The organism is Chloroflexia bacterium SDU3-3, from assembly GCA_009268125.1.
Taxonomy (GTDB): domain Bacteria; phylum Chloroflexota; class Chloroflexia; order Chloroflexales; family Roseiflexaceae; genus SDU3-3.
This window is the reverse complement of the sequence record WBOU01000002.1, coordinates 570,136-592,342: the sequence shown is the minus strand read 5'-3', so window position 1 is coordinate 592,342 and position 22,207 is coordinate 570,136. Positions and strand designations below refer to the sequence as shown.

The 22,207-nt window shown below is 65.0% G+C and carries 23 protein-coding genes and 1 rRNA gene; 13 read left to right on the top strand and 11 right to left on the bottom strand.

The window, feature by feature from the left end; genetic code table 11:
* Positions 1-209, bottom strand: a 16S ribosomal RNA gene (locus tag F8S13_05240); the annotation flags it as partial.
* Between the two features lie 553 nt (positions 210-762).
* Here F8S13_05240 and F8S13_05235 point away from each other — a divergent pair.
* The 13 genes from F8S13_05235 to F8S13_05175 all read left to right on the top strand — a co-directional run bounded on the left by F8S13_05235 (position 763) and on the right by F8S13_05175 (position 13,241).
* Positions 763-1,188, top strand: coding sequence for a hypothetical protein (locus tag F8S13_05235; protein KAB8145234.1), 426 nt, complete (start codon positions 763-765; stop codon positions 1,186-1,188).
* A gap of 132 nt (positions 1,189-1,320) precedes the next feature.
* Positions 1,321-1,899: an SH3 domain-containing protein gene (locus F8S13_05230; GenBank protein KAB8145233.1), complete on the top strand. Its 579-nt coding sequence runs from the start codon at positions 1,321-1,323 to the stop codon at positions 1,897-1,899.
* A gap of 57 nt (positions 1,900-1,956) precedes the next feature.
* Positions 1,957-4,983: an AAA family ATPase gene (locus tag F8S13_05225; protein ID KAB8145232.1), complete on the top strand. Its 3,027-nt coding sequence runs from the start codon at positions 1,957-1,959 to the stop codon at positions 4,981-4,983.
* A 129-nt stretch (positions 4,984-5,112) separates the two neighbouring features.
* Positions 5,113-5,637 (top strand): YceI family protein, encoded by a 525-nt coding sequence (locus tag F8S13_05220; GenBank protein KAB8145231.1) that lies wholly within the window; start codon positions 5,113-5,115, stop codon positions 5,635-5,637.
* Between the two features lie 110 nt (positions 5,638-5,747).
* Complete coding sequence (locus tag F8S13_05215; protein ID KAB8145230.1) at positions 5,748-6,323, top strand: DinB family protein; 576 nt, start codon at positions 5,748-5,750, stop codon at positions 6,321-6,323.
* 64 nt (positions 6,324-6,387) lie between these two features.
* Positions 6,388-6,588 carry a hypothetical protein gene (locus tag F8S13_05210; GenBank protein KAB8145229.1) on the top strand — a complete coding sequence of 67 codons (201 nt, stop codon included), beginning with the start codon at positions 6,388-6,390 and terminating at the stop codon, positions 6,586-6,588.
* A gap of 75 nt (positions 6,589-6,663) precedes the next feature.
* Positions 6,664-8,277 carry a hypothetical protein gene (locus F8S13_05205; GenBank protein KAB8145228.1) on the top strand — a complete coding sequence of 538 codons (1,614 nt, stop codon included), beginning with the start codon at positions 6,664-6,666 and terminating at the stop codon, positions 8,275-8,277.
* 175 nt (positions 8,278-8,452) lie between these two features.
* Entirely contained in the window at positions 8,453-9,616 is a 1,164-nt protein-coding gene (locus F8S13_05200; protein KAB8145227.1) for an aminotransferase class I/II-fold pyridoxal phosphate-dependent enzyme, read from the top strand.
* 83 nt (positions 9,617-9,699) lie between these two features.
* Positions 9,700-10,041, top strand: coding sequence for a hypothetical protein (locus F8S13_05195; protein KAB8145226.1), 342 nt, complete (start codon positions 9,700-9,702; stop codon positions 10,039-10,041).
* 324 nt (positions 10,042-10,365) lie between these two features.
* Positions 10,366-11,436 (top strand): M42 family metallopeptidase, encoded by a 1,071-nt coding sequence (locus F8S13_05190; protein KAB8145225.1) that lies wholly within the window; start codon positions 10,366-10,368, stop codon positions 11,434-11,436.
* Between the two features lie 58 nt (positions 11,437-11,494).
* A complete protein-coding gene (locus F8S13_05185) occupies positions 11,495-12,595 on the top strand; it encodes a hypothetical protein (GenBank protein ID KAB8145224.1) in 1,101 nt (366 codons plus the stop codon).
* 105 nt (positions 12,596-12,700) lie between these two features.
* On the top strand, positions 12,701-13,048 hold the full coding sequence (rsfS, locus tag F8S13_05180; GenBank protein ID KAB8145258.1) for a ribosome silencing factor: 348 nt from the start codon (positions 12,701-12,703) through the stop codon (positions 13,046-13,048).
* 10 nt (positions 13,049-13,058) lie between these two features.
* Positions 13,059-13,241, top strand: a complete 183-nt coding sequence (locus tag F8S13_05175) for a hypothetical protein (protein ID KAB8145223.1) — start codon at positions 13,059-13,061, stop codon at positions 13,239-13,241.
* Between the two features lie 42 nt (positions 13,242-13,283).
* Here F8S13_05175 and moaD read toward each other — a convergent pair whose 3' ends face one another.
* From moaD to F8S13_05125, 10 genes are all read right to left on the bottom strand, one after another.
* On the bottom strand, positions 13,284-13,985 hold the full coding sequence (moaD, locus tag F8S13_05170; GenBank protein KAB8145222.1) for a molybdopterin converting factor subunit 1: 702 nt from the start codon (positions 13,983-13,985) through the stop codon (positions 13,284-13,286).
* 71 nt (positions 13,986-14,056) lie between these two features.
* Positions 14,057-14,839 (bottom strand): imidazole glycerol phosphate synthase subunit HisF, encoded by a 783-nt coding sequence (hisF, locus tag F8S13_05165; GenBank protein ID KAB8145221.1) that lies wholly within the window; start codon positions 14,837-14,839, stop codon positions 14,057-14,059.
* A gap of 5 nt (positions 14,840-14,844) precedes the next feature.
* Entirely contained in the window at positions 14,845-15,945 is a 1,101-nt protein-coding gene (locus tag F8S13_05160) for a hypothetical protein (GenBank protein ID KAB8145220.1), read from the bottom strand.
* A gap of 53 nt (positions 15,946-15,998) precedes the next feature.
* Complete coding sequence (hisA, locus tag F8S13_05155) at positions 15,999-16,712, bottom strand: 1-(5-phosphoribosyl)-5-[(5-phosphoribosylamino)methylideneamino]imidazole-4-carboxamide isomerase (GenBank protein ID KAB8145219.1); 714 nt, start codon at positions 16,710-16,712, stop codon at positions 15,999-16,001.
* On the bottom strand, positions 16,703-17,341 hold the full coding sequence (gene hisH, locus F8S13_05150; protein ID KAB8145218.1) for an imidazole glycerol phosphate synthase subunit HisH: 639 nt from the start codon (positions 17,339-17,341) through the stop codon (positions 16,703-16,705). Before hisH ends, hisA begins: the two co-directional genes overlap by 10 nt.
* A gap of 238 nt (positions 17,342-17,579) precedes the next feature.
* Positions 17,580-18,611, bottom strand: a complete 1,032-nt coding sequence (locus F8S13_05145; protein ID KAB8145217.1) for a histone deacetylase — start codon at positions 18,609-18,611, stop codon at positions 17,580-17,582.
* Between the two features lie 47 nt (positions 18,612-18,658).
* A complete protein-coding gene (locus F8S13_05140) occupies positions 18,659-19,618 on the bottom strand; it encodes an A/G-specific adenine glycosylase (protein KAB8145216.1) in 960 nt (319 codons plus the stop codon).
* A 264-nt stretch (positions 19,619-19,882) separates the two neighbouring features.
* A complete protein-coding gene (locus tag F8S13_05135) occupies positions 19,883-20,413 on the bottom strand; it encodes an ATP/GTP-binding protein (protein ID KAB8145215.1) in 531 nt (176 codons plus the stop codon).
* Positions 20,414-20,518: 105 nt separating this feature from the next.
* Positions 20,519-21,328, bottom strand: a complete 810-nt coding sequence (locus F8S13_05130; GenBank protein ID KAB8145214.1) for a DUF4388 domain-containing protein — start codon at positions 21,326-21,328, stop codon at positions 20,519-20,521.
* A gap of 381 nt (positions 21,329-21,709) precedes the next feature.
* On the bottom strand, positions 21,710-22,153 hold the full coding sequence (locus tag F8S13_05125; GenBank protein ID KAB8145213.1) for a hypothetical protein: 444 nt from the start codon (positions 22,151-22,153) through the stop codon (positions 21,710-21,712).
* Between the last annotated feature and the right edge of the window lie 54 nt (positions 22,154-22,207).

The window sequence follows — 22,207 nt, the reverse complement described above, 5'->3', positions numbered from 1 at the left end:
CAGGGCCACCCGGGAGCGCCTTTCGGCTTTCCTCCTCAGAGCGTATGCGGGATTAGCACCGCTTTCGCGGTGTTGTCCCCCACTCCCGGACAGGTCCCCACGTGTTCCTCAGCCGTTCGCCACTCAGTGCCCGAAGGCACCGCGTGCGACTTGCATGCATTAGGCACGCCGCCAGCGTTCGTCCTGAGCCAGGATCAAACTCTTCATCGCTGGTGTAGCACTGCTGTGCCACCCAGGACGGGCGATAATTGGCTCACCTCATCATCACGATTCAGTTGTACAGGTGCAGGGCGACCGAGTCTTGGCGATAAAAAACCAGGCGATTGAGGGTGAACCTCAACCCCTGGCACCCGAGGGTGCAAATTGTCGAGCCAGAAACTCTGTAGCTGTTGGGTCTGCCGCGAGGGCGAGACCTTCAGATGGTCGCGGGTGTTGATTGAGCAACTTCGCTAGTCTACCACAGTCAGTCGTTCTTGTCAAATCGACTGGCGGTGGGTCCGACGGGCGTTTGGTCGCTCGTGAGCAACCGGCGTAGCATACCACCGTTGGTCGTTTGTGTCAAACGGGCCATTCGGCTCGGTGTGTGGCGCCTCTGGTTGTTCGGGTTCCGGGCGGCACCGCCGCTCGCAACGAGGCGTACTATAGCACTCCACCGCGATGCTGTCAAATCGGCGTAAGCACATTTTCATACTAGGTTGACGCCCCCTATCGCTTCGCCGTATAATCATCTATCCCATTGATACGCCTATGGAGGTTGGTTCTATGCCGGTTTTCGAGACCGCCGGTGAATTGCAGATGTGCTTTGGACATCTCTACGACGCGGTAAAGCAAGATTCGTTCATTGCTACGGCGATTCGAGAATCGGGCCTGACCATTGTTTTTCGCTACTACGACCCCGACGCGGTGCTGACGATCTACCCCAGCGACATTTCGAGCGCACCCTTCGCGATAGGCTGGGGCAGCGAGCCGCTGCGCAAGCCAGACATTGAGATGAGCATGAAAGCAGATATTGCACATCAATTCTGGCATGGTAAGATAAACCTCATGGCAGCCTTGACTCGTCGCCAGATTGTTGCAAAAGGGCCGATCCCGAAGATTCTCAAGCTGCTCCCTAGCGTCGCTCCTATCTATGCGCTCTACCCCCACATTCTGCATGACCTCGGGCGCGACGATCTCATCCTACCTTAGCTTGGGCCGACACTTGCCGTAGCACAACCCAGCAAGCCGCGCTTCTTCTCGACAGCCTGGCATGTACCTTGCTGTGCGACACCATCGGGGAGCGATACCGGTTTCCCTCTTTACTTTCTGCGTGGAGCATGTATGAATACAAAAGAGATGGCACGCCGTGGGGCGGAGGACGCCGCACGTGGTGAGGCAGACCCTTTTTTCTACCAACACTACTACCACTATCGCAAAAGCTTTAACCGCACGCGACGCCAGAATCAGCCGCAGATCTGGGTTATCCCAACCACTATTGCCTCAATCGCGCTGATCGTGGTGGTGGTTCTGATCGTCGGTGTGGTGCGCTCAACCCTAACACCTGCTAGCACTAAGGCCAATGAGAAAGCGGCAGTGCTGGCACCAACCGCCACTCCCGTTCCGATCTTCCTCACACCCACGGTCGAACCACAGCGCCAGGCCGCCATGATGGAGGCGCTCTCCACACAAGGCCAGGCGCGGGTGGGCAACCTGGCCGGGAAAGCGCTGCGCGGGCGGGCCGAGCCGAGCCTGAAGGCGGCGGTGGTGGCGAGCTTCGCAGAGGGCGACGTGGTGCAGATCACCGACGGGCCGCTTGAGGCCGATGGCCTGCGCTGGTGGAAGATCCAGGGGCCGAGCGGGAGCGGCTGGAGCGCCGAGCGATCGCCAAACGGCGACCTGTGGCTCACCCCCGCGCCATAGCCGATCATGCAGCGGGCCGATGCACAAGCGCTTGAGCGAAGCGGGTATAATAGGTCTATGCTCTCTATTCTCTTGCTTGGCCCACCGCAGATCGTGCTTGACCGCCAGCCGATCGACATACCACGCCGGAAGACGCGCGCGCTGCTCTACTACCTTGCCGCGCGCCAAACCGCTGTCACCCGCGAGCGGCTGCTGCACCTGTTCTGGCCCGACCACGAGCGCAGCGCGGCGCAGCAGACCCTGCGCACGACCCTGCATGGTATCCGCAAAAGCCTGGGCGACGTGCTCTCGGTGACGAACGAGCACGTGGGGCTGGCCGACGATGCGCAGGTCGATCTGCAGCTGTTCGAGGCCCAGCTGGCCAGCGGTGCCGCCGAGCAGATCGCGCTGGGGCTGGCGCTCTACCGCGGGCTGTTCCTCGAAGATTTCTCCCTGCCGGACAACGAGGATTTTGAGCGCTGGGCCGAGAATGAGCGTGAGCGAACCCGCCAGCTGGCGCTGGGCGGCTTTCTGCGGCTGGCCCAGCAGCATGAGGATAGCCAGAATTTCCCCGCTGCCCTGGGCGCGCTCACCCAGGCGCTGGCGCTAGACCCGCTGCACGAAGAGATCCAGCGCGCCACCATGCGCACCCAGTACCGCGCGGGCGATCGGGCGGGTGCCATACGCCGCTACGAGCAGCTGCGCGACCGCCTAGACGAGGAGCTGGGCGTGCCGCCGATGGCCGAGACCCAGGCACTGTATGATGCGATCATCACCGACGCGCTGGCCCCGCCCGCCGACCACGCGCCGCTTGCACCGATTGTGCCCGCGCCGCCACCGCGCGACGAGCTTCCCTTTATCAGCCGCGCCCCCGAGCTAGAGCGGCTGATCGCCGCAGCCGAATCCCACCGCCTGCTGGTGCTTGAGGGCGAGCCAGGGATCGGCAAGACTAGGCTGGCAACCACCTGGCTCAACAGCCAGGACCGCGTGGTGCTGCGCGGCTCGGCCTATGAGCTGGAGCAGGCCATCCCCTACCACCCGATCAGCGAGGCGCTGCGCGGGCTGTGCGGGATGGAGTGGCGAGACCGCGCACCGATTGCGCCGATCTGGCAGGCCGAGCTGGCCAGACTGGTGCCCGAGCTGGCGGGCGGGGCGGTGCCGCCCGCGCCCCCAGGCGATGAGTCGCGGCTGTGGGAGGCGGTGCGGCAGCTGCTGCACGCGCTAGCCCGCGTGAAGCCGGTGGCGCTCTTCCTCGACGACCTGCACTGGGCCGATACCGCCACGCTGGGCCTGCTGGGCTACCTGGTGCGGCAGAGCAGCGCGGCCCGGATCAGCTACCTGGTGACGATGCGCGGCGGGCAGCAGCAGCCAGCGCTGGCCACGCTGCTGCAGGCGCTGACCCGTGCGGGGCAGATCGAGCGGATCGTGGTGCCACGGCTGACCAGCGAGGAGATGGCGCGGATCGCGCGGGCGCTGAGCGCCGCCGATAGCGAGGCCCTGGCCAAATGGCTCGATGCGCAGGGCGAGGGAAACCCATATGTCATCACCGAGCTGGTGCGGTCTATCCGCGAGCGGGGCTGGCTGCGCGCCAATGGCACGATCGACCGCGCCGCGCTGGACAGCGCCCCGCTGGTGCCGCACACGCTCTACAGCCTGATCCAGTCGCGGCTGGCTCAGCTTTCGCCCAGCGCCCTGCACCTCCTGCATCTGGCGGTAGCGATCGGGCGCGAGTTCGAGTTCCCGCTGCTGGCCAGCGCCGCCCACATGCCAAGCGCGGCCCTGCTGGATGCCTTCGACGAACTGCGCCGCGCCGCGCTGATCCTGCCGATCGGCGGGCAGCGCTTTCGCTTCGACCATAGCCTCACCATGGAGGTGGCCTACCGCGAGGTGGGCGAGCCGCGCCACCGCCAGATGCACCGCACCGTGGCCGAGGCGCTAGAGCAGGCCAGCCCACCCCTCGACGACGCGCTGATCGCCTCGCACTTCGCCGAGGGCGATCAGCCCGAGCGGGCCGCGCCCTACGCGCTGCGCGCCGCCCAGCACGCCATGTCGCTCTCGGCCTGGCAGGAGGCCGCCACCTTCTTCGAGCTAGCCTGCTACGGCCAGCAGCCCCCCGAGCTGACTCGCATCCTCACCCAGCTAGGGGTAGCCTACACCAACGCGGGGGATGCCCAGCACGCCAACGAGCGGCTGCGCAAGGCCATCGTGCTGGCCGAGCAGCACCACGATGCCGCCGAGGCCCGCGCCGCCCGGCTGGCCTTGGCTCGCACGCTGCTGACCCAGGGCCGCTACCGCGAGGTGATCGACAGCATCCAGCCGCTGCTGGGCACGCCCGACGCCGCCAGCGCCGAGTTCTTCTGGGGCGCGGCGCTCTCGCTTGAGGGGGCCGACCTCTGCAGCGCCAGCGCCCACCTGCGCAAGGCCGAGCAGCTGCTGGAGAGTGGGGCCGGGGCCATCCACCGCTCCCAGGTGCAATTCGAGCTAGGCAGCATCCTGGCGCAGCAGGGCGATCTGCCAGGGGCCATCCGCACCTACCAGGGCGTGATCGAGACGGCCAGCGGCGCTATCCAGCCCGACGAGATCACATGGTACATTCTGGCCCACAACAACCTGGCCTACCACCTGCACCTGCTGGGCGACCCGGCGGCGCGCGGCTACGCCGAGCGCGGGATCGTGCTGGCCAGGGAGAGCGGCTACCTGCAGCTGACGGTCTACCTGCGCTCCACGCTGGGCGAGATCCAGCTGGCCGCTGGCGAGCTCGACGATGCCGAGCAGTCGTTCCGCAAGGGGCTGGTGCTCAGCGAGCAGTTCCATATCCCCGAGCGCACCGCCGGGCTGACGGCCAACCTTGGGCTGCTGGCCTTGCGGCGCGGCCAGCAGCAGCAGGCCGCCGCGCTGCTGGCCGAGGCGCTCGCCCAGTCCGACAGCTTGGGCACCCATCACCTCTCGGCCCAGATCCGCATCTGGCTCGCCCCGCTGCTGCCGCGCGCGCGGGCCGCCGCGCTGCTGGCCGAGGCCCGTGCCCTGGCCGAGAGCGGCCAGCGCAACGGGCTGCTAGCCCAGATCGCCCAGATCGAGCAGGCTACCGAGGCCCAGATCGCGTAGACAAGCAGACCGCAGGATGTTGACGCCGATGTTCACGCTGATGTATACGCTCGCTTGTTACACTGCCCTCAGCTGCTACACAAACAGATAGCACCGCTAGAGAGCACAAGCTTAAAGGAGCAACATACCATGGCATGGGTCATTGATCAGAGCCACTCGCAGGTCGGTTTTAGCATCCGCCACATGATGATCTCGAAGGTGCGCGGTCGCTTCGAGACCTTCCAGGGCACCGTCGAGCTGGACGAGCAGAACCCGAGCGCCGCCAAGGTCGATGTGACGATCGACGCCAGCAGCATCAACACCCGCGACGCGCAGCGCGATGGCCACCTGAAGGCCGCCGACTTCTTCGATGTGGCCAACCACCCCAACATCACCTTTGTGAGCACCAGCGTGGATCAGGTGGATGGCCAGCACGCCAAGCTGCACGGCGACCTGACCATCCGCGGCGTCACCAAGCCGGTGACCCTGGATGTGACCTTCGAGGGCAAGGCCAAGAGCCCCTGGGGCACCACCAGCGCGGGCTTCAGCGCCACCACCACGATCGACCGCGAGGAGTGGGGCCTGAACTTCAACCAGGCGCTTGAGACCGGCGGCGTGCTGGTGGGTAAGGAAGTCGAGATCAGCATCGACGTGGAGCTTGTCGAGCAGGCGTAGGCTTTTTTCGAGAGGGAGATCCAGAAACACGCTCTGAGAGGGGCGTGTTTCTGTTTGGAAAAACATCTACAATAGACCCGCACCAAGTTCGCATAGAGAGGGAGAGGGCCATGATCGACTTTACGCCGCTGGCAAACAAGACCAAGAAGCTAAGCGAGATCGCCGCCGGGGCCAGCATCGACGAGCTGCGAGCGACCGCCACCGAGAGCATCGACACCATCCTGGGCCTGATCGAGGGCTGCACGGATGCGGATGTGACCTTTGTGCCGGTGGACCCCGAGGCCAACGACACCTTCGCCGCCAGCAGCGAGGACACCAGCATCGCCTGGACACTGGGCCATGTAATCGTCCACGCCCTCGCCTCCTCCGAGGAGGGCATCTTCCTGGCCGCCGAGCTGGCGCGCGGCGTCGAGTTTCACGGGCGCTCGCGCTCCGAGGTGCCCTGGGAGAGCGTGACGACGATCGCGCAGTGCCGCCAGTACCTAGAGCAGAGCCGCCGCATGCGGCTAGCCAGCCTGGAGCTGTGGCCCGACGAGCCGCACTACGAGACCAAGCGCACTGTCGAGTTCCTGCCGGATGACCTCGACGCGCGCGGCCAGTACCTGCTGGGGCTGCTGCACGAGAAGTCGCACCTCGGCCAGATCGCCGAGATCGTGCGGCAGGCCAAGGCCGCGCGCGGCGCGTAGCGGCGGCCCAGGGCGCGCACGATATGCTATACTACGGGGCAGAGAAGGGAAAGGGACGAACACCATGGAACCATCAAAACCCTCGTGGGAACTGACCATTCTGCTCTTCGCGATCAGCGTCACCGCCGTGACCGGGCTGGCCTACCGCTGGATGCTGCTCTACAGCCTGAGCATCCCCTGGTTCGCCTGGGTGCTGATGGTGGTCGCGTGCGCCGCCTTGACCATCGGGCCGCGATTCCTGAAGCGCAGGCCCAAGCCCGAGTGAAGCCTTCGCGTGTGTCTGCGCAGGTATGCGCCGAGTGTGCTCGGCGGGTATCTGCGCTTTTTTGGTGCCTTGATTATGACGTATGCTGACCCCCTGCGCCGCGCCGCGCGCCACTGGCCGCTGGCGCTGGCGCTGGCGATCTTCCTCGCCTTTGCCCTGCCCGACCTAGGCCTGCCCGGTCTCCACTATGATGAGGCGCTGGAGGCCGCCACCCCGGCGCTGCTGCTGCTGCGCGGCCAGCCGCTCACCATCATCAACAACGGCGCGATCGAGATCGGCGGCCAGCGCCTGCCGCTGATGGTGCAGAACCACATCGGCGCGATCCAGATCTACGCGGCCATGCCCTTCGTGGCGCTGCTGGGGCCGACGGCGGAGGCGCTGCGCCTGATGACCGTGCTGGTGGGCGCGATCACGCTGGCGGCGGTGTACGCCTTCGCCGCGCAGGTGTGGGGCCGCTGGGCGGCGGGCACGGCGGCGCTGGCGCTGGCGGTGTTCCCCTCGTTTATCTTCTGGTCGCGCCAGGGCGTGTTTATCACCAACATCTCGCCCTGCATGGCGGCGCTGGCCTTCGCGCTCGGGGCGCGCTGGTGGCGCACGCGCGGTGCGGGGCCGCTGTTCCTAGCCGGGCTGGCAGCGGGGCTGGCGATCTACGCCAAGGTGAGCGCGCTATGGCTGCTGAATGGCGCGGCGCTGTGGGCGGCGCTATGCTGGCTGGCCGTGCGCGGGCGCGGCTTTGCGATCTCGCCGCGCCGCGTGGCGCTGGCCTGCGCCGGGCTGGGGCTGGGCGTGCTGCCCGTGGTGGCCTACAACCTTATCACCGGCTTTGCCACCTTCGCCGTGGTGGAAAAGAGCGCCAGCACCACCTACTTGGGCACATCCAACCAGAATCTACTCACCAACCTTCAGACCCGGCTGGCCCAGGCCGCCGACGTGATCGGGTCGGGGCAGCACCTGTGGTACCTGGGCGGGCAGTTCCCCAACCCCTACGCGCTGCCCGCGCTGGCCGTGGCGCTGGGGCTGGTGGCCGCGCGGCTGTGGCGCGAGCGCGGGCTAGGCTGGCAGCGCGAGCTGCTGGTGCCGCTGCTGGGGCTAGGCTGCGTGGCCCAGAGCTGCTTCACCATCTCGGCGCTGTGGTACACGCACTTCGCCATCGCGGTGTGGCTGCCCGCCCTAGTGCTAGGCGCGGGTGCCGAGGCCCTGGCGCGCGTGGGCGCGGGCCGCTGGCGCTGGGCCGGGCCTACCGCAGCGCTGCTGGCGGTGCTGGCCGCAGCGCCGCAGGCCGCATCCAGCTGGGCCTACCTGGGCGCGGTGCGCTCTACCGGCGGGCTGTCGTTCCACTCCAGCGCTATCGCCGATGTCAGCCGCTTCCTCGCCGCTCGCCCCGAGCCGGTGGTCGCGCTCGACTGGGGCTTCTCCGCGCCGATCGAGTACCTGACCGGCGGCCAGAAGCGCGTCGAGGAGCTGTACGGCTTCAGCCCCGAGCTGCCGCCCGATTTCACCCAGCAGCTGGCCAGCAAGCTGGACACCGACACGCTCTACCTCACCCACAGCCCCGGCGAGGAGGCATTCACCCGCAGGCAGGCCTTCCTCGACGCGGTGGCGGCGGCGGGCCTGCGCGCCGAGCAGGTCAACCGCTCGGTGCGAAAAGATGGCCTGGCGCTGATCGAGGTCTGGAAGCTCTCGCGCTAGAGGCCGCAGCTACACGGTATAGGACCAGCGGGCGAGAAATCGGCGTGGAGATCGCACGCCGGATATGCTAAGATACATGCGGCGAACGGTCGGCTCTCAACAACAGAAGAATCCCGTCCGCTGCTGGATCGAGCAAGAACAGGGCGGGGCGCTCTACCTGCCCAGGGGTAAAAGAATGACACGCGCACGGCTTTCGCAACGAGTTCAGAAGGTTCCAGCCTCTGGCATCCGCCGCTTCTTCGACATCGCCGCCACTATGCCCGATGTCATCTCGCTTGGGGTTGGCGAGCCGGATTTCGTGACCCCCGCGCCCATTCGCGGGGCGGCCATCCGGTCGGTCGAACAGGGATTCACCGCATACACCTCGAACTCTGGCCTGGCCGAGCTACGTGTGGCGCTTGCCGACCACCTAGAGAAGCTCTATGGGGTGCGCTACGACCCCGAGACCGAGCTGCTGATCACCGTGGGCGTGAGCGAGGCGCTGCAGGCCTCCATGATCGCCACCATCGACCCAGGCGACGAGGTGATCATCCCCGAGCCGTGCTTCGTGGCCTACCCCGCGGCGGTGCAGTTCGCCGACGGCCAGGTGGTGAGCGTGCCCACGAGCGTGGAGAACGAGTTCCAGGTCACCGCCGAGGCTATCGAGGCCGCGATCACGCCGCGCACCAAGGCCCTGCTGATCGGCTACCCCAACAACCCCACCGGCGCGGTGCTGACGCGCGAGGCCATGGCTCAGATCGCCGCCGTGGCCGAGAAGCACGACCTGCTGGTCTTCTCCGACGAGATCTACGACCGCCTGGTCTACGGCGTCACCCACACCTGCTTCGCATCGCTGCCCGGCATGCGCGAGCGCACGGTGCTGCTGGGCGGCTTCTCGAAGGCCTACGCCATGACCGGCTGGCGGCTGGGCTGGCTGGCCGCCCCCGCCGAGATCACGGCGGCGGTGCGCAAGGTGCACCAGTACACCATCATGTCGGCCCCCACTGTGAGCCAGTACGCCGGGCTTGAGGCGCTGGCCAGCGGCGAGAGCGCCGTGGCCGAGATGGTGGCCGAGTACGACCGCCGCCGACGAGTGATGGTGAGCGCCCTGAACCAGATCGGCCTGCCGACCTTTGAGCCGCGCGGCGCGTTCTACGTCTTCCCAAGCATCGCCCACCTGGGGATCTCCAGCGACCAGTTCGCCGAGCGCATGCTCATGGAGCAGCAGGTGGCCGTGGTGCCCGGCGATGCCTTCGGCCCCAGCGGCGCGGGCTTTGTGCGGGCCTGCTACGCCACCTCGATGGACAAGATCGAGACGGCACTTGAGCGGATCGAGCGCTTTGTGCGCAGTGTGAGCTAGTACTAGGCTGCCCCGCCGCATCCAGATGCGGCGGGGCAGAAACACCCTATCTTTTCAATGTACCCATACTAGGAGGCACCACGATGACCACCGAGATCGCCACCAGCCAGAAGCCCGAGGCTAAAGCCGAGGGGCCGCTGTTCTGTGCGCTCACCGGCAAGCCAGTCTCGCCCGAGGAGGCGTACTGGGCACCGCCGCTGATCACCACAAAAGAGCTACTCTCCACCATCTTCTCCACACTCTTCAGCGCCCCCGGCAACCTGGGCCAGATCCTGATGGCCGAGCAGCCCAACGTGCCCTACGCCCCCGACGCTCGCCCGCTGCTGGCCCAGCGCCGCAGCGCCGAGCAGGTCAAGCTGCTGCTCATCCTGCTGCTGATCGCGGCGGTCATCCTCACGCCAGTGTTCCTGCTCGCTATGCGCTAGGTGCTACTGCCCAAACTTAGCGCATAGCCAGCCAACAAGCCTACGCTATTGTCTCTTTTGTGGCCTATTCAGCGCTTTAAACCTACACAAAGCGCCGAATAGGCCATTGTTCGCTATATGCTGTGCTACCCTGGACCAACCCAGTTCACCACCGTGCCCGATCTGCTGCGCAGAGGCGCGGCGCGCACCCGGCGGATCTGCTCGGACCGCCTGAGCAGGCTCTACGCCAACACCGCGCCATAGCCCAGCGCCCGCCTGCACACGGCCCAGAGCCTGCATGGTACAATCTGCCTGTCTTCGCTATGGTTTAGACTGGAGTCCACCGTGGATGAAACACTCACGCTCTTCAAAGAGCTGACCGAAGCTCCTGGGCCATCGGGGTTCGAGGCACCGGTTCGCCAGATCTTGCGAGCCTACCTTGAGCCATATGGCGAGATCGTAACCGACAATCTTGGCAGCATTGTCGTGCGGAAAGTTGGGGAAGCGGACGGCCCGAAGATTCTACTCACTGGCCACCTGGATGAGATCGGCTTCATGGTGACGCGCATCACCGAGGAGGGCTACCTCAAGTTCCAGACCCTGGGCGGCTGGTGGGATCAGGTGATGCTGGCGCAGCGGGTCGAGGTCATCACGCGCAACGGCACGATCGCCGGCGTGATCGGCTCGAAGCCGCCGCACATCCTCAGCCCCGAAGAGCGCAACAAGGTCTTTGAGCGCAAGCACATGTTCATCGATATCGGCGCTTCATCCAAGGCCGAGGCCGAGGCCTGGGGCATCACCCCCGGCGATCCGGTGGTGCCGGTCTGCCCCTTCACTGTGATGCAGAACCCCGACATGCTGCTGGCCAAGGCCTGGGACAACCGCTTCGGCTGCGCGATCGCGGTGGAGGTACTGCGCAAGCTGCAGGGCCAGAGCCACCCCAACGTGGTGTACGCTGGTGCCACCGTGCAGGAAGAGGTGGGGCTGCGCGGCGCGACCACGCTGGCCAGCCTCATCCAGCCCGATATCGGCTTCGCGGTGGACACCGGCATCGCTGGCGACACGCCGGGCGTGGGGCCGGACGACGTGCAGGGGAAGCTCGGCGCTGGCCCGGTGGCCCTGATCTTCGACGGCAGCATGATCCCCCACGTGGGCCTGCGCAACCTGGTGTTCGACACCGCCAAGGCCGAGGGCATCCCGCTGCAGTTCGACAAGATGGCGGGCGGCGGCACCGACGCGGGCAAGTTCCATCTGACCGGCGCGGGCATCCCATCGCTGGTGCTGGGCGTGGCCGTGCGCTACATCCACACCCACGCGTCCATCCTGCACCGCGGCGACTTCGACCAGCTCGTCAACCTGATCGTGGCGGTGATCAAGCGGCTCGACGCCGACACCGTCCGCAAGCTCACAGCCTAGCGGCCCGGGGCGCGGGGTCGCACCCGCGCCCGCCACCAGGCGCACCCCACACCAACCCATGAGAAAACCCGCACCCGCAGCCATGCTGCTGCTCGCCCTGCTCGCCCTGGCCGCATGCCAGAGCGCCGCCGCCACGCCCGCCCCGAGCGACCCAAGCATCCCCGACATGCGCATGGACCGGCCGCAGACCTACGAAGACCCCGGCGGGCTGTTCTCGATCGCCCTGCCCAGCACATGGCAGGCCGCGCCGAGCGCCACGCTCGGCGCGCAGATCGTCCAGTTCCGCGAGCCGCGCGAGAACGCCGCGATCGTCACCACCGTGCTCACCAGCACGCAGCTGCTCGGCACCAGCGCCATGGCCACCATGCTGGCCGAGCATGTGCGCGCCACCTACGGCGCACAGCCGGGGTTCACCCAGTACCCCGCCAAGCTGCAGAGCGACGGCAGCCAGCTGATCGTATGGGGCTACGACACGCCCGCCAGCGCGGGCCGACCGAGCGCGCGCATGCTGGGCAACAGCTTCATCGAGCAGCGCGGGCAGCACATCGCCTTCATCTCCACGGTGGTGCCCAGCGCCGCCTACGCCCACATCCAGCCCGACATCGATAGCATCCTCAACTCGTACCACCTGGCAGGCCCCGCGCCCGACGCCCAAGCCGCCGCGCTCTCGCCCGTCACCATCCGCGAGACCCAGGCCTACACCGCCACCGGCGATCTGTTCGGCGTCAGCGTGCCCGAGGGCTGGAAAAAGAGCGACACCAGCACACCTGGCCAGGTGCGGATCTGCTGGAACGACCCCAGCAGCAACGGCTACCTGATCGTCAGCGTGCTGCACGACGACTCGCAGCGCACCGAGGCCGAGCGCGCCATGCTGCTCACCAGCGTGATCACGCAGTCGTTCAGCGGCATCCAGGGCTTCGCCGCCGCCGAGCCGCAGCTTCAGGATGACGGCCAGCTACATGTCGAGTGGAGGTACCTAGTGCCCACGCCCAGCCAGGGCAGCGCGCAGATGATCGGCCATAGCTTCATCCAGCAGCGCCGCGACAAGATCGCCATTCTCAGCCTGGTGCTGCCCGCTGGCCAGGATGCCGAGCTGCGCCCCACCACCCAGCGCATCTTCACCAGCCTATGGCTCAACGAGCAGGCCGCATTTCCCTAGAATATAATATGATTTGCGCCTCACCTCTGCGCTATTTACACGCGTTGGTGAATCTGGTAGAATCAATCCACTTATAGGTACAAACCATCAGGAGTGATCACCATAATAGAAGATACATTTACCACCGCGCGCCGAATTGTTGAGCTGGCCGAGGAAAAGCAGGCAAGCGACATCGTGCTGCTCGATCTCAAGCCGCTCAGCACCATAGCCGACTACTTCGTCATCTGCTCCGGCGAGAGCGATCGGCAGCTCAAGGCTATCCTCACCGCCATCGACGAGGGCATTGGCCGCGAGTTCGGCATCGAGCCACGCGCCGAGGGCGCAGCCGAGACCGGCTGGGTGCTGCTCGACTATGGCGATATTGTCGTCCATATTTTCTCGGCCGCACAGCGCGACTACTACCGCCTCGAGCGCCTGTGGAGCAAGGCCACACCCGTTGTCGTCGTTCAATGAGGAACCAACTATGAACAAGCAAAACGATTTTCTGCTCTTCGGCTTGGGCGCAGCGCTCGGAAGTGCGATCGGGCTCATCCTCGGATCGCTCCTCACCTTCTGGATCGGCCAGGGCACCCTGCGCGCCATCCAGCGAGGGTTCCGCCGCCTCACCAATGGCGACCAGCCGAATTTCGAGATGCTGCTGCAATAGCTGGAAGACTGCGGGGTGCCGGGCAAGCTGCCCGGCACCCCGCTAGCTTGTGGGCCTGCGCTGCTGCTCGCCGCCCACCCACTCGCTGGTTCCATCGGCCCAGCACTCGCGCTTCCAGATCGGCACGACCGCCTTGATCTGATCCATCAGCCACTCGGTCGCCTCAAAGGCCGCGTGCCGATGCGGGGCCGCCACCACAATCGCCACCGCCGCCTCCCCGATCTCCAGCCGCCCCACCCGATGGTGGATCGCCACCTGCCCGATCTGCCAGCGCCCCTGCGCATCCTGGGCGATCTGCCGCAGCACCTTCACGGCCATCGGCGCGTAGGCCTCGTACTCCAGGTACGCCGTGGCCTTGCCGCCAAAGTTATCGCGCACCACCCCCACGAACGTCACCACCGCGCCCATGTCGGGGGCGGCAACCAGCTGCTGCAGCGCTGCGGCATCCAGCGGCGCGGGCGAGATCGCAAAGAGCTCGGGCGCGCCACCGCTCACCGGCGGTATGAATGCCACCGTATCGCCGTCGGCCAGCAGGTCGCCTGGCTGGCTAAACTCCTCGTTCACCGCGTAGAGAAGCGACCCCTCGAAGCCCGCCAGGCGCGGGTACTGCGCCACCAGCACCTGCCAGAGATCGCCCACCGACGCCCCATCCATCAGCTGAAAGTGCTCCTCGCTATGGCCGGTGATATCGCGGTGCGCGGCAAAGTAGCGGACATGAACCTGGATCATCGCGCTGACCTCCATAAAAGACCCAAGGCGCAAAGACTGCAGGCGATGCCGCATTCTTCGCGCCTCGGGAAAGCTGATCGCTCGATCTAGATGCCGCGCACTGGCACGCCATGCTCGGCCAGGTAGTGCTTCACATCCAGCACGCTATACTCGCCAAAGTGGAAGATCGAGGCCGCCAGCACTGCGTCGGCCTTCCCTTCCACCAGGCCATCCAGCATATGCTGGAGCGTGCCCGCGCCGCCAGAGGCGATCACCGGCACGCTCACCCGCTCGGAGATCGCCCGCAGCAGCTCAAGGTCGTAGCCGCTCTTGGTGCCGTCGGCATCCATCGAGTTGATCACGATCTCGCCCGCGCCCAGCTCCACGCCGCGCCGCGCCCACTCAATCGCATCCAGGCCAGTGGGGCGCGCGTTCGCGCCGGTGTGCGTGAACACCGCCCAGCGCGGCGCGCCCTCGCCGTCGGCGGGCACGCGCCGCGCGTCGATCGACAGCACCACGCACTGGCTGCCAAAGCGCTTCGCGCCATCCTCGATCAGCTGCGGGTTCATCACCGCCGCCGTGTTGATCGAGACCTTGTCGGCGCCAGCGCGCAGCATGCGGTACATGTCATCGGCGGTGCGGATGCCGCCGCCCACCGTCAGCGGGATGAACACCTGGGATGCCGTGCGCTCCACCACATCCACCATGATCGCGCGGTCGTCGCTGCTGGCGGTGATGTCGTAGAACACCAGCTCGTCGGCCCCCGCCGCATCGTAGGCGGCGGCCAACTCCACCGGGTCACCCGCATCGCGGTGGTTCAGAAAGGCGACGCCCTTCACCACGCGGCCATTCTTCACATCCAGGCATGGGATGATTCGTCGCTTCAGCATCAGGGCTACTCCTCCGAGGCGATCCCGCGCTCGATCTGGTCGGTCTTGATCCGCTCGAACTGATCACGCACCGACACCAGCAGGCTCTCGACGATCTGCATATCGCGCTGCTCAAGCACATTCAGGTGGGCGGTGTGCTCGCGCGCCACGCCCTCCACCCGGCTGCTGAGCCGCAGCAGCCGCTGATCGATCTCGCGCACCAGGTTGTCCACGCGCTCAAGCCACGAGTTTAGCTGGCGGATGTGGTGCTCGTCGGCCTCCTGGATGGACTGAACCTTCTCCTCGTGGTGGTGGCGCACCTCTTCGAGGCGCTCCTGGCCCACCAGAAACTGCTCGCGCGACTCGCGGTCGACGCGCTTGAGCTCGCTCACCAGCTCGTTGATCCGCACATCCAGCGATACCACCTGCTGCGGCAGCTGCTCGGCAAAGGTATCGATCTGCTGACGGATCTCATCCAGCCGCGTGATCCGGCTGTTATGGTCATCCAGCACCGCCCGCACATCGGAGACCAGCTGCTGGGCCTCCACCACCTGGCGGCGCAGGCTCTGCTTCTCGGCCTGCAGGTCTTCGGCCACCTTGCGGATCTCGACGCGCGCGGTGTCGTCGGCGGCATACAGCGCGTCGAATCGACCCACCACGGTGCGGTAGCGCTCGTCGATCTCTTTGAGCTGGGCGAACCAGCCGCGGGTCGACTCTTCCAGCTCCTCGATGCGGATGAGCCAGCCAGCCGTGTGGTCGCGGTCGGCCTTGCGCGACTCGTTGATCTGGTGGATCTGGGCCTGGATCTCGCGCAGCGGCTTCACGTTCTCCTCAGCCTTCACCAGCACATTGGCCAGATCTTTGCGCAGACCGGTGATGTCGCGGCGGTATCCCTCAAGCGAGACCGCGATCTCCTGCCGCTGGCGCTCGTAGGCCGCCTCGATCTGGGCCACGCTCGACTCGACCTTGCGCACCTGCTCCATGGCCCAGTTGTACTTGCTGGTCTGATCCTTGAGCATGCGCCGCAGCTCATCAATCTGCCCCTGCAGATAGACAATCTGCGACTGCTCGGCGGCGCGCACCCGCTCCTCTTCGTACTTGCTCGTCGGCTTATTCGGGTTGGTCATACTAGCTCCAGATAGCTGAGGCGGCAGCCGTCCGAGCAGCTACCGGTTATTGTCTATTGAACAGATTGGATCGCCGCTTCCAGATCGAGCGCGCCGGTGTAGAGCGCGCGCCCGACGATAGCCCCCTCAACGCCCGCATCGGCCAGCCGCCGCAGGTGGTCGAGCGCGCACACCCCGCCCGAGGCGATGATGGCAGGGCCGCCCTCGCGCACGAGCGCGCCGGTGGCGGCGAAGTTTGGCTCGGTCAGCGTGCCGTCGCGGCTGATATCGGTGTAGATAATGCGCCGCACGCCCACCGCCGCCATCTTCTCGGCCAGAACGGTAGCCATGATCGAGACCTGCTCGGTCCAGCCCGCCGTCTTCACTAGGCCGTCCTTGGCATCGATGCCCACCACAATCGCATCGCCGAAGCGCGCGGCCAGCCGCCCCACCATCTCGGGGTCCTCCACCGCCGCCGTGCCCAAGATCACCCGCGCCACGCCCAGCGACAGCGCCGCGTGGGCGGCGGCCTCGGTGCGCAGCCCGCCGCCCAGCTGCACCGGGATGGAGATCGCCCGCACTATGCCAATGATCGTATCGGTGTTGACCGGGTGTCCGACCAGCGCGCCATCCAGATCGACCAGATGGAGGCGCGTGGCCCCCAGCGCGGCCCAGCGCCGCGCGACCTCCAGCGGATCTTCGCCGTAGACGGTGGACTGGGCGAAGTCGCCCTGGTAGAGGCGCACGCAGCGGCCATCTTTGATATCAATCGCCGGAATTATTTCCATGCTTGTGTCCAGCTTACATAGTTAGCCAGCAGCCGAAGGCCCAGCTGGCCGCTCTTCTCGGGGTGAAACTGCACCGCCGCAACGTTCTCGCGCACCAGCGCGCTGGGGAAGCTGACGCCGTAGTCGGTGGTCGCGCCGATCATGCGGGGGTCGGAGAGATCGCAGAAGTAGGAGTGGACAAAGTAGAAGTCGCTGCCATCCTCGATGCCGGCAAACAGCGGGTGGCCCCGCCCCTGCTCGGTGAGCGTGACCTGGTTCCAGCCGATCTGGGGCACCTTCTGGCCAGTGGGCAGCGCGCGCACCGTGCCGCCCACGATGCCGAGGCACGGGTGGGTGCCGAACTCCTCGCTGGCCTCGCACAGCACCTGCATGCCCACGCACACGCCCAGCACCGGCCTGCCCGACTCGGCGGCCTCGCGCAGCGCATCGACCATGCCTAGGCGCTCCAGCGACTGCATCGTATCGAGCGTCGCGCCGACGCCGGGGAATACCACCGCGCGGGCCTCGCGCACATCCTTTGGGTCGGATGTCACCACCAGGTCGCCGCCCACGCTGCGCAGCGCCCGCACCATATTGGGCAGGTTGCCAGCGCCATAGTCCACCACTGCTATCGCTGCCTGTTTGCTCATAGTGTCCCTAATTATACACGATAGTGTTTTTTGCCATTCGGCTGCCCTAGCGCTAGGCAGAGCCTATGCATTCTAGATTCATCGAAGATTCGCTATCACGAAGTCACGACGACTCGAAGGTTTGTATCACTTTTTCTTTGAATCGTCGTGCCTTCGTGGGGAGTGGCTCCCTTTTCCCTTGGTATCTTGGTGGGTAAAAGAATCGGCGTCCTGTCGAGAACGCATAGCCCCTATAGCGCTAGGAGGAGAGCAGCGGGTGCTCCGCCCGCAGCTTCTTGATCAGGTTGGTGATGTCTGGCTCCATATTCTCCGCCGGTCCGATCAGGTCATCCTGCGGCTCGCCCATCAGCGCGCCCAGCGCCGCGTTAGCGCACGCGCCCAGCACCCGCAGGCTGTAGCCGCCCTCAAGCACCAGCGCGATCCGCCCATCGCACAGCTCGTCGGCGGCCTGCTTTAGCTGCTGGGTCAGCCCGGCGTAGCCATCCACCGAAAGGGTGAGCGGGCCGATCGGGTCATCCCAGTGCGCATCAAAGCCCGCCGACACCAGCAGCAGCTGCGGGCGAAAGCGCCGCAGCGCAGGCAGAAACACCTGCCGATACAGCCGCTCGAAGCCCACATCGCCAACCCCATAGGGCAGCGGCACATTCAGCGTCGCACCCACGCCAGGGCCAACCCCGATCTCGCGCATGTCGCCCGATCCTGGGTACAACGGAGCCCCATGCGACGAGCAGAACAGCACGTGGCCATCGTTATAGAAGCAGTCCTGGGTACCATTGCCATGGTGCACATCATAATCGACGATCGCCACACGATCCATGCCCAGCACATCCACGGCATAGCGGGCGGCGATCGCCACATTGTTCAGCAGGCAGAAGCCCATCGAGCGATCGGGGGTGGCGTGGTGTCCGGGCGGTCGGGTCAGCGCGAAGGCGTTGTGGGCGTGCCCGCTGGCCACCGCATCCACCGCCTCAATCGCCGCGCCAGCCGCCGTGGCGGCAGCATCCCACGATCCAAACATCACATAGGTATCGCTATCGAGCCAGGCCTCGCCCTCGTTCGAGATGTACTGGATGGTCTCGACCACACGCGGCGAGTGGACGGCGCGGATATACTGGTCGCTGGCGGGCTTGGCGTCGACCACGTGCGCGCGCGCCAGCAGCCCGCTCGCGGACAGCGCAGTTTCGATCGCGGCAAGGCGCGCGGCCTGCTCGACATGGCGCGGCTCGCTATGGGCGGTGTGGGCGGTGGTGCGGATAAGTGCCGTCGTCATCGGGAACCTCTATGTCTGGCAAAAAGAACAGACCAGGACAGTCAAGGCTAGGCTGGCAGCTGCACATGCTCGCCATCCAGCACGACAAGGCCATCGGCGGCAAGGCGATCGAGCAGCCCGCGCAGCCAAGGGCGGTCGGCATCGGTAAAATCGGACTTGATCTGCGGGCCAAGCGCGGCACTCGCCACCCGGTGCCCAGGCGGCGCTGCCCGCAGCGCATCCACGATCCTACCGCGGTAGTAGCGCGTCGAGCCGACAAATGGGGCCTCGCGCCGCTCGGCCACTGCGCGCGCGCGTCGGGGCGGGGCAGCCGGGGCAAGCTCGAACGCAGCGGTGTCGCGGGCGCTGCGCACATGGTAGGCGCGGCACCCCGACTGCAGCGGGCAGCGCCAGCACTGCGGGTTCGTGGCCCCGCAGATCAGCGCGCCGATCTCCATCACGCCTTGGTTCCAGGCCCAGCCATGCCCGGCGGGCAGCACCTGCGCCGCCAGCGCCAGCAGCTCGGCATCCGAGGCTGGCCCTTGCTCCTCGGGGCCAACAAAGGCCCGCTGGATCACGCGGCGGATGTTGGTGTCCATAAACGCCACATCCTGCTCGAAGGCAAAGCACGCCACCGCCCCAGCGGTGTATGGCCCCACCCCCGGCAGTTTGAGCAGCGTGGCCACATCGCGCGGGAAGACCCCGCTGTGCTGCTCAACCACCGCCTGGGCCGCACGCTGCAGGTTGACCGCACGTCGGTTGTATCCCAGCCCCGCCCACGAGCGGATCACGTCGGCAGTAGATGCGGCGGCCAGCGCCTGGATGGTCGGAAACAGTGCAAGGAAGGCGAGATATTTGGGCATCACCCGATCCACCTGGGTCTGCTGCAGCATGATCTCAGAGACCAAGATATGGTAGGGGTCGCGCGTCTTGCGCCACGGCAGGTCGCGCCCATGCGCGGCAAACCATTGCAGCAGCCCTTGCTGCAGCGGGCCAAGCTCTCGGGCGGGCAGTGTGGAGGAATCCATGCTGCGTATTATAATATAAGAGCACGGCCCACGCATGCACAAAACAGCGGGCGGGCAGAAGCGCGAGCGCCTACCCGCCATTGTTTAGGGCAAAAATAGTGAGGGGGAAATTGAAGGGGTACGTGTGCAAACACTGCCGCAAACAAGGGGGAAGGCTCGCAGAGAGCCTCTGGGCAGCATGGCAAGCGCCTGCAAGCCTCGCTATAGAAACGCAGCGCGGAGAGATCCGCGCCGCGCTAAACGAGTGCAGGAACAACGATGCTATTACTCTTCACTCTGCTGCATGATCACATCCAGCAGCTCCAGCAGGACGCTCTTGACGCTCTCGCGGTCGTTCGCCATACAGGGCAGGATGCGAATATGCGGGGGCAGACGCAGGGCAAGCCGAAGCTCCTCGGGCGACCACGCATTAGGCTTATCCTGTTTGTTGGCAGCTACAACATACGGCGTATCGCGATAGGAAACAAAAAAGTCGATAATTCGGTTGGTCTCGCGGAAGGTCTCCGGGCGCGTGCTATCCACGAGGATAACCAGGCCAAGCATACCCTCCGAGAGGATCTCCCACATAAAATCGAACCGTTTCTGTCCCGGCGTACCGAACAGATGCAGCACGAGATCGTCGCCGACGGCGATGCGACCAAAGTCCATCGCCACGGTGGTCTCTTTTTTGATCAGCTTCGTATCATCCGTGGCCCGCCGTTCGGTGGAAACCACTTCGATCTCGCTAATGGTTTTGATGAACTCGGTCTTGCCCGCGTTCACCGCCCCGCTAATGACCATTTTTACCGTCTGCACACCGACCCTCCGCTGCGGTGCTGGTCCTCGACTCTGGGACGAGCGTAGAGTTGACTGCGCCAGCCTGCGTATATTGACAGTACCGCACTCCGCGGCACCATGCCATCACATACCACGAATCCGGTTGATAATCCGCGAAACAAGGCTCTTTTTCACCTTGGGTGCTTCCTGGCCCGGGCGGTCGCCCGCCGCAACCGGGCGAGGTTTCTTCAGAACCTCAACGAGGCCAGCTGTAAGAAAGCCGTAGACAATGCGGCAGACATCGAACTCGCTCAGGCCAGTTTTCTCGGCGATCTCAGCGAGCGTATGTTTGCCATTGATACGTGCAAAGACGCGCCACTCTTCGGTTGAGAGATTGACCCCCTTTGCCTTTTCGCCAGGCTGCTCGACAAAGCGAACGATCATATCGGTGCTGGGGATGCGATCTTTGATCCGGCCCCACTCATCGATGCGCCGCACGCCTTCCATGATAAGGTTCTCGACCGAGATCGGCACCGGCATGATCGGTGCGTCGCTCGAAGGCCGTTGGTTTTGCTCGAAGCGAAACTCGCCATCGGGCCAACCAAAAAGCGTGTAGACCGACTCTTCGATATATTGCTGAAGCGTACGCTGCAAGTCCTCGCGGCTGATGACGTTCTTTTCCGTGAGCGCCTGCGAGAGCTGCTGGCCTTCGGTCGACTCGCCCGCAGCTGCCATCGCCTGTTCTGGCGAAAGTTTCCCCCGCTGCACTAATACATCAGTCACGCGAACCTGCTGGCCATTTCGCCCGGCTGTGACAAGCTTGCCTTTGTCAAAAAAGAGCGAGGCTGTGTCATCACCTCGTGAGAGATGGAGGCAGCCGGTCTTGTAGCCACGATCAACAAGATACAAGAAATCGGAAAGCCCGAAATCACGCAGATTACCAACCAGCGCCATTGTTTCCTCCGCCCGGTGGCGTGGATGTCACCTAGTCTACTCACTTACACAACCGCGCCTGCTGGAAGCAACCGGTGGTGTCGGAGCCCCTTCCAACTGCCAGGCCATCAACAAGAACTGCTTGAAACAAACACCGCAATGGGCTAGGGCCATGTGTGGTTGATCCGAAAGCGACAGGGTACACATCCAGCTGTGATGCCGATATGTAACACCTTTGGTATGGGCGATCCACTGGCACCCTGAAAGTAGCCGTAATCGCCTCTTTTATCATACCATGGAGCGTTACTGAGAACAATAGTGATCGAGTACCACTCGTTAGCGGTTCTCTGGCCATTCCGGTACTATTGCGATCTCAGATCACGCCTAGCTTTCACCTAACCACTAGTCGCGAGGGGGGGCACCACGGCGAGCAATGAAGCTAGCGCCAGCGCGAACCCCAGCAACTAGGCCAGCCAGCTTGATCACAGGCGTCACCGCCTGCTCAGCGGCGTAGTTCGTTGTCGTTGTGACAGCAGTAACCGAGGTACGGGCCTGCTGCGACACGGCCGTGACATTTTCTAAGATGACATCGACTTTATCTGAAAGTGTTTTGATCTGGGGTTGAACCGTATCGGTCGCAAGACTGCGGATTTTATTAACAGCGTAGAGGATGGCAAACAGAATAGCGATAAGAATGAGGGTTGCGATGATGCCAGTAACCGCAACAAGGATGATCGCGATATCGCGCGTTGCTGCACGCCATTCGGGAAAGATATACGAGCAGACGATAAAGGCAACCAAAATGAGCGCCGAAACCGCAACGCCAATACTTATCCACTTCTGCAATGTGTTGCTCCTCTAATTTACAGCGACAGAATGCGCTATGAGAAGATGTTAGCG

What these genes read in the sequence shown, in the direction of transcription:
- F8S13_05235 (KAB8145234.1), top strand. Translation starts at nt 763, where the DNA reads ATGCCGGTTTTCGAGACCGCCGGTGAATTGCAGATGTGCTTTGGACAT.
- F8S13_05230 (KAB8145233.1), top strand. Translation starts at nt 1,321, where the DNA reads ATGAATACAAAAGAGATGGCACGCCGTGGGGCGGAGGACGCCGCACGT.
- F8S13_05225 (KAB8145232.1), top strand. Translation starts at nt 1,957, where the DNA reads ATGCTCTCTATTCTCTTGCTTGGCCCACCGCAGATCGTGCTTGACCGC.
- F8S13_05220 (KAB8145231.1), top strand. Translation starts at nt 5,113, where the DNA reads ATGGCATGGGTCATTGATCAGAGCCACTCGCAGGTCGGTTTTAGCATC.
- F8S13_05215 (KAB8145230.1), top strand. Translation starts at nt 5,748, where the DNA reads ATGATCGACTTTACGCCGCTGGCAAACAAGACCAAGAAGCTAAGCGAG.
- F8S13_05210 (KAB8145229.1), top strand. Translation starts at nt 6,388, where the DNA reads ATGGAACCATCAAAACCCTCGTGGGAACTGACCATTCTGCTCTTCGCG.
- F8S13_05205 (KAB8145228.1), top strand. Translation starts at nt 6,664, where the DNA reads ATGACGTATGCTGACCCCCTGCGCCGCGCCGCGCGCCACTGGCCGCTG.
- F8S13_05200 (KAB8145227.1), top strand. Translation starts at nt 8,453, where the DNA reads ATGACACGCGCACGGCTTTCGCAACGAGTTCAGAAGGTTCCAGCCTCT.
- F8S13_05195 (KAB8145226.1), top strand. Translation starts at nt 9,700, where the DNA reads ATGACCACCGAGATCGCCACCAGCCAGAAGCCCGAGGCTAAAGCCGAG.
- F8S13_05185 (KAB8145224.1), top strand. Translation starts at nt 11,495, where the DNA reads ATGAGAAAACCCGCACCCGCAGCCATGCTGCTGCTCGCCCTGCTCGCC.
- F8S13_05175 (KAB8145223.1), top strand. Translation starts at nt 13,059, where the DNA reads ATGAACAAGCAAAACGATTTTCTGCTCTTCGGCTTGGGCGCAGCGCTC.
- moaD (KAB8145222.1), bottom strand. Translation starts at nt 13,985, where the DNA reads ATGGAGGTCAGCGCGATGATCCAGGTTCATGTCCGCTACTTTGCCGCG.
- hisF (KAB8145221.1), bottom strand. Translation starts at nt 14,839, where the DNA reads ATGCTGAAGCGACGAATCATCCCATGCCTGGATGTGAAGAATGGCCGC.
- F8S13_05160 (KAB8145220.1), bottom strand. Translation starts at nt 15,945, where the DNA reads ATGACCAACCCGAATAAGCCGACGAGCAAGTACGAAGAGGAGCGGGTG.
- hisA (KAB8145219.1), bottom strand. Translation starts at nt 16,712, where the DNA reads ATGGAAATAATTCCGGCGATTGATATCAAAGATGGCCGCTGCGTGCGC.
- hisH (KAB8145218.1), bottom strand. Translation starts at nt 17,341, where the DNA reads ATGAGCAAACAGGCAGCGATAGCAGTGGTGGACTATGGCGCTGGCAAC.
- F8S13_05145 (KAB8145217.1), bottom strand. Translation starts at nt 18,611, where the DNA reads ATGACGACGGCACTTATCCGCACCACCGCCCACACCGCCCATAGCGAG.
- F8S13_05140 (KAB8145216.1), bottom strand. Translation starts at nt 19,618, where the DNA reads ATGGATTCCTCCACACTGCCCGCCCGAGAGCTTGGCCCGCTGCAGCAA.
- F8S13_05130 (KAB8145214.1), bottom strand. Translation starts at nt 21,328, where the DNA reads ATGGCGCTGGTTGGTAATCTGCGTGATTTCGGGCTTTCCGATTTCTTG.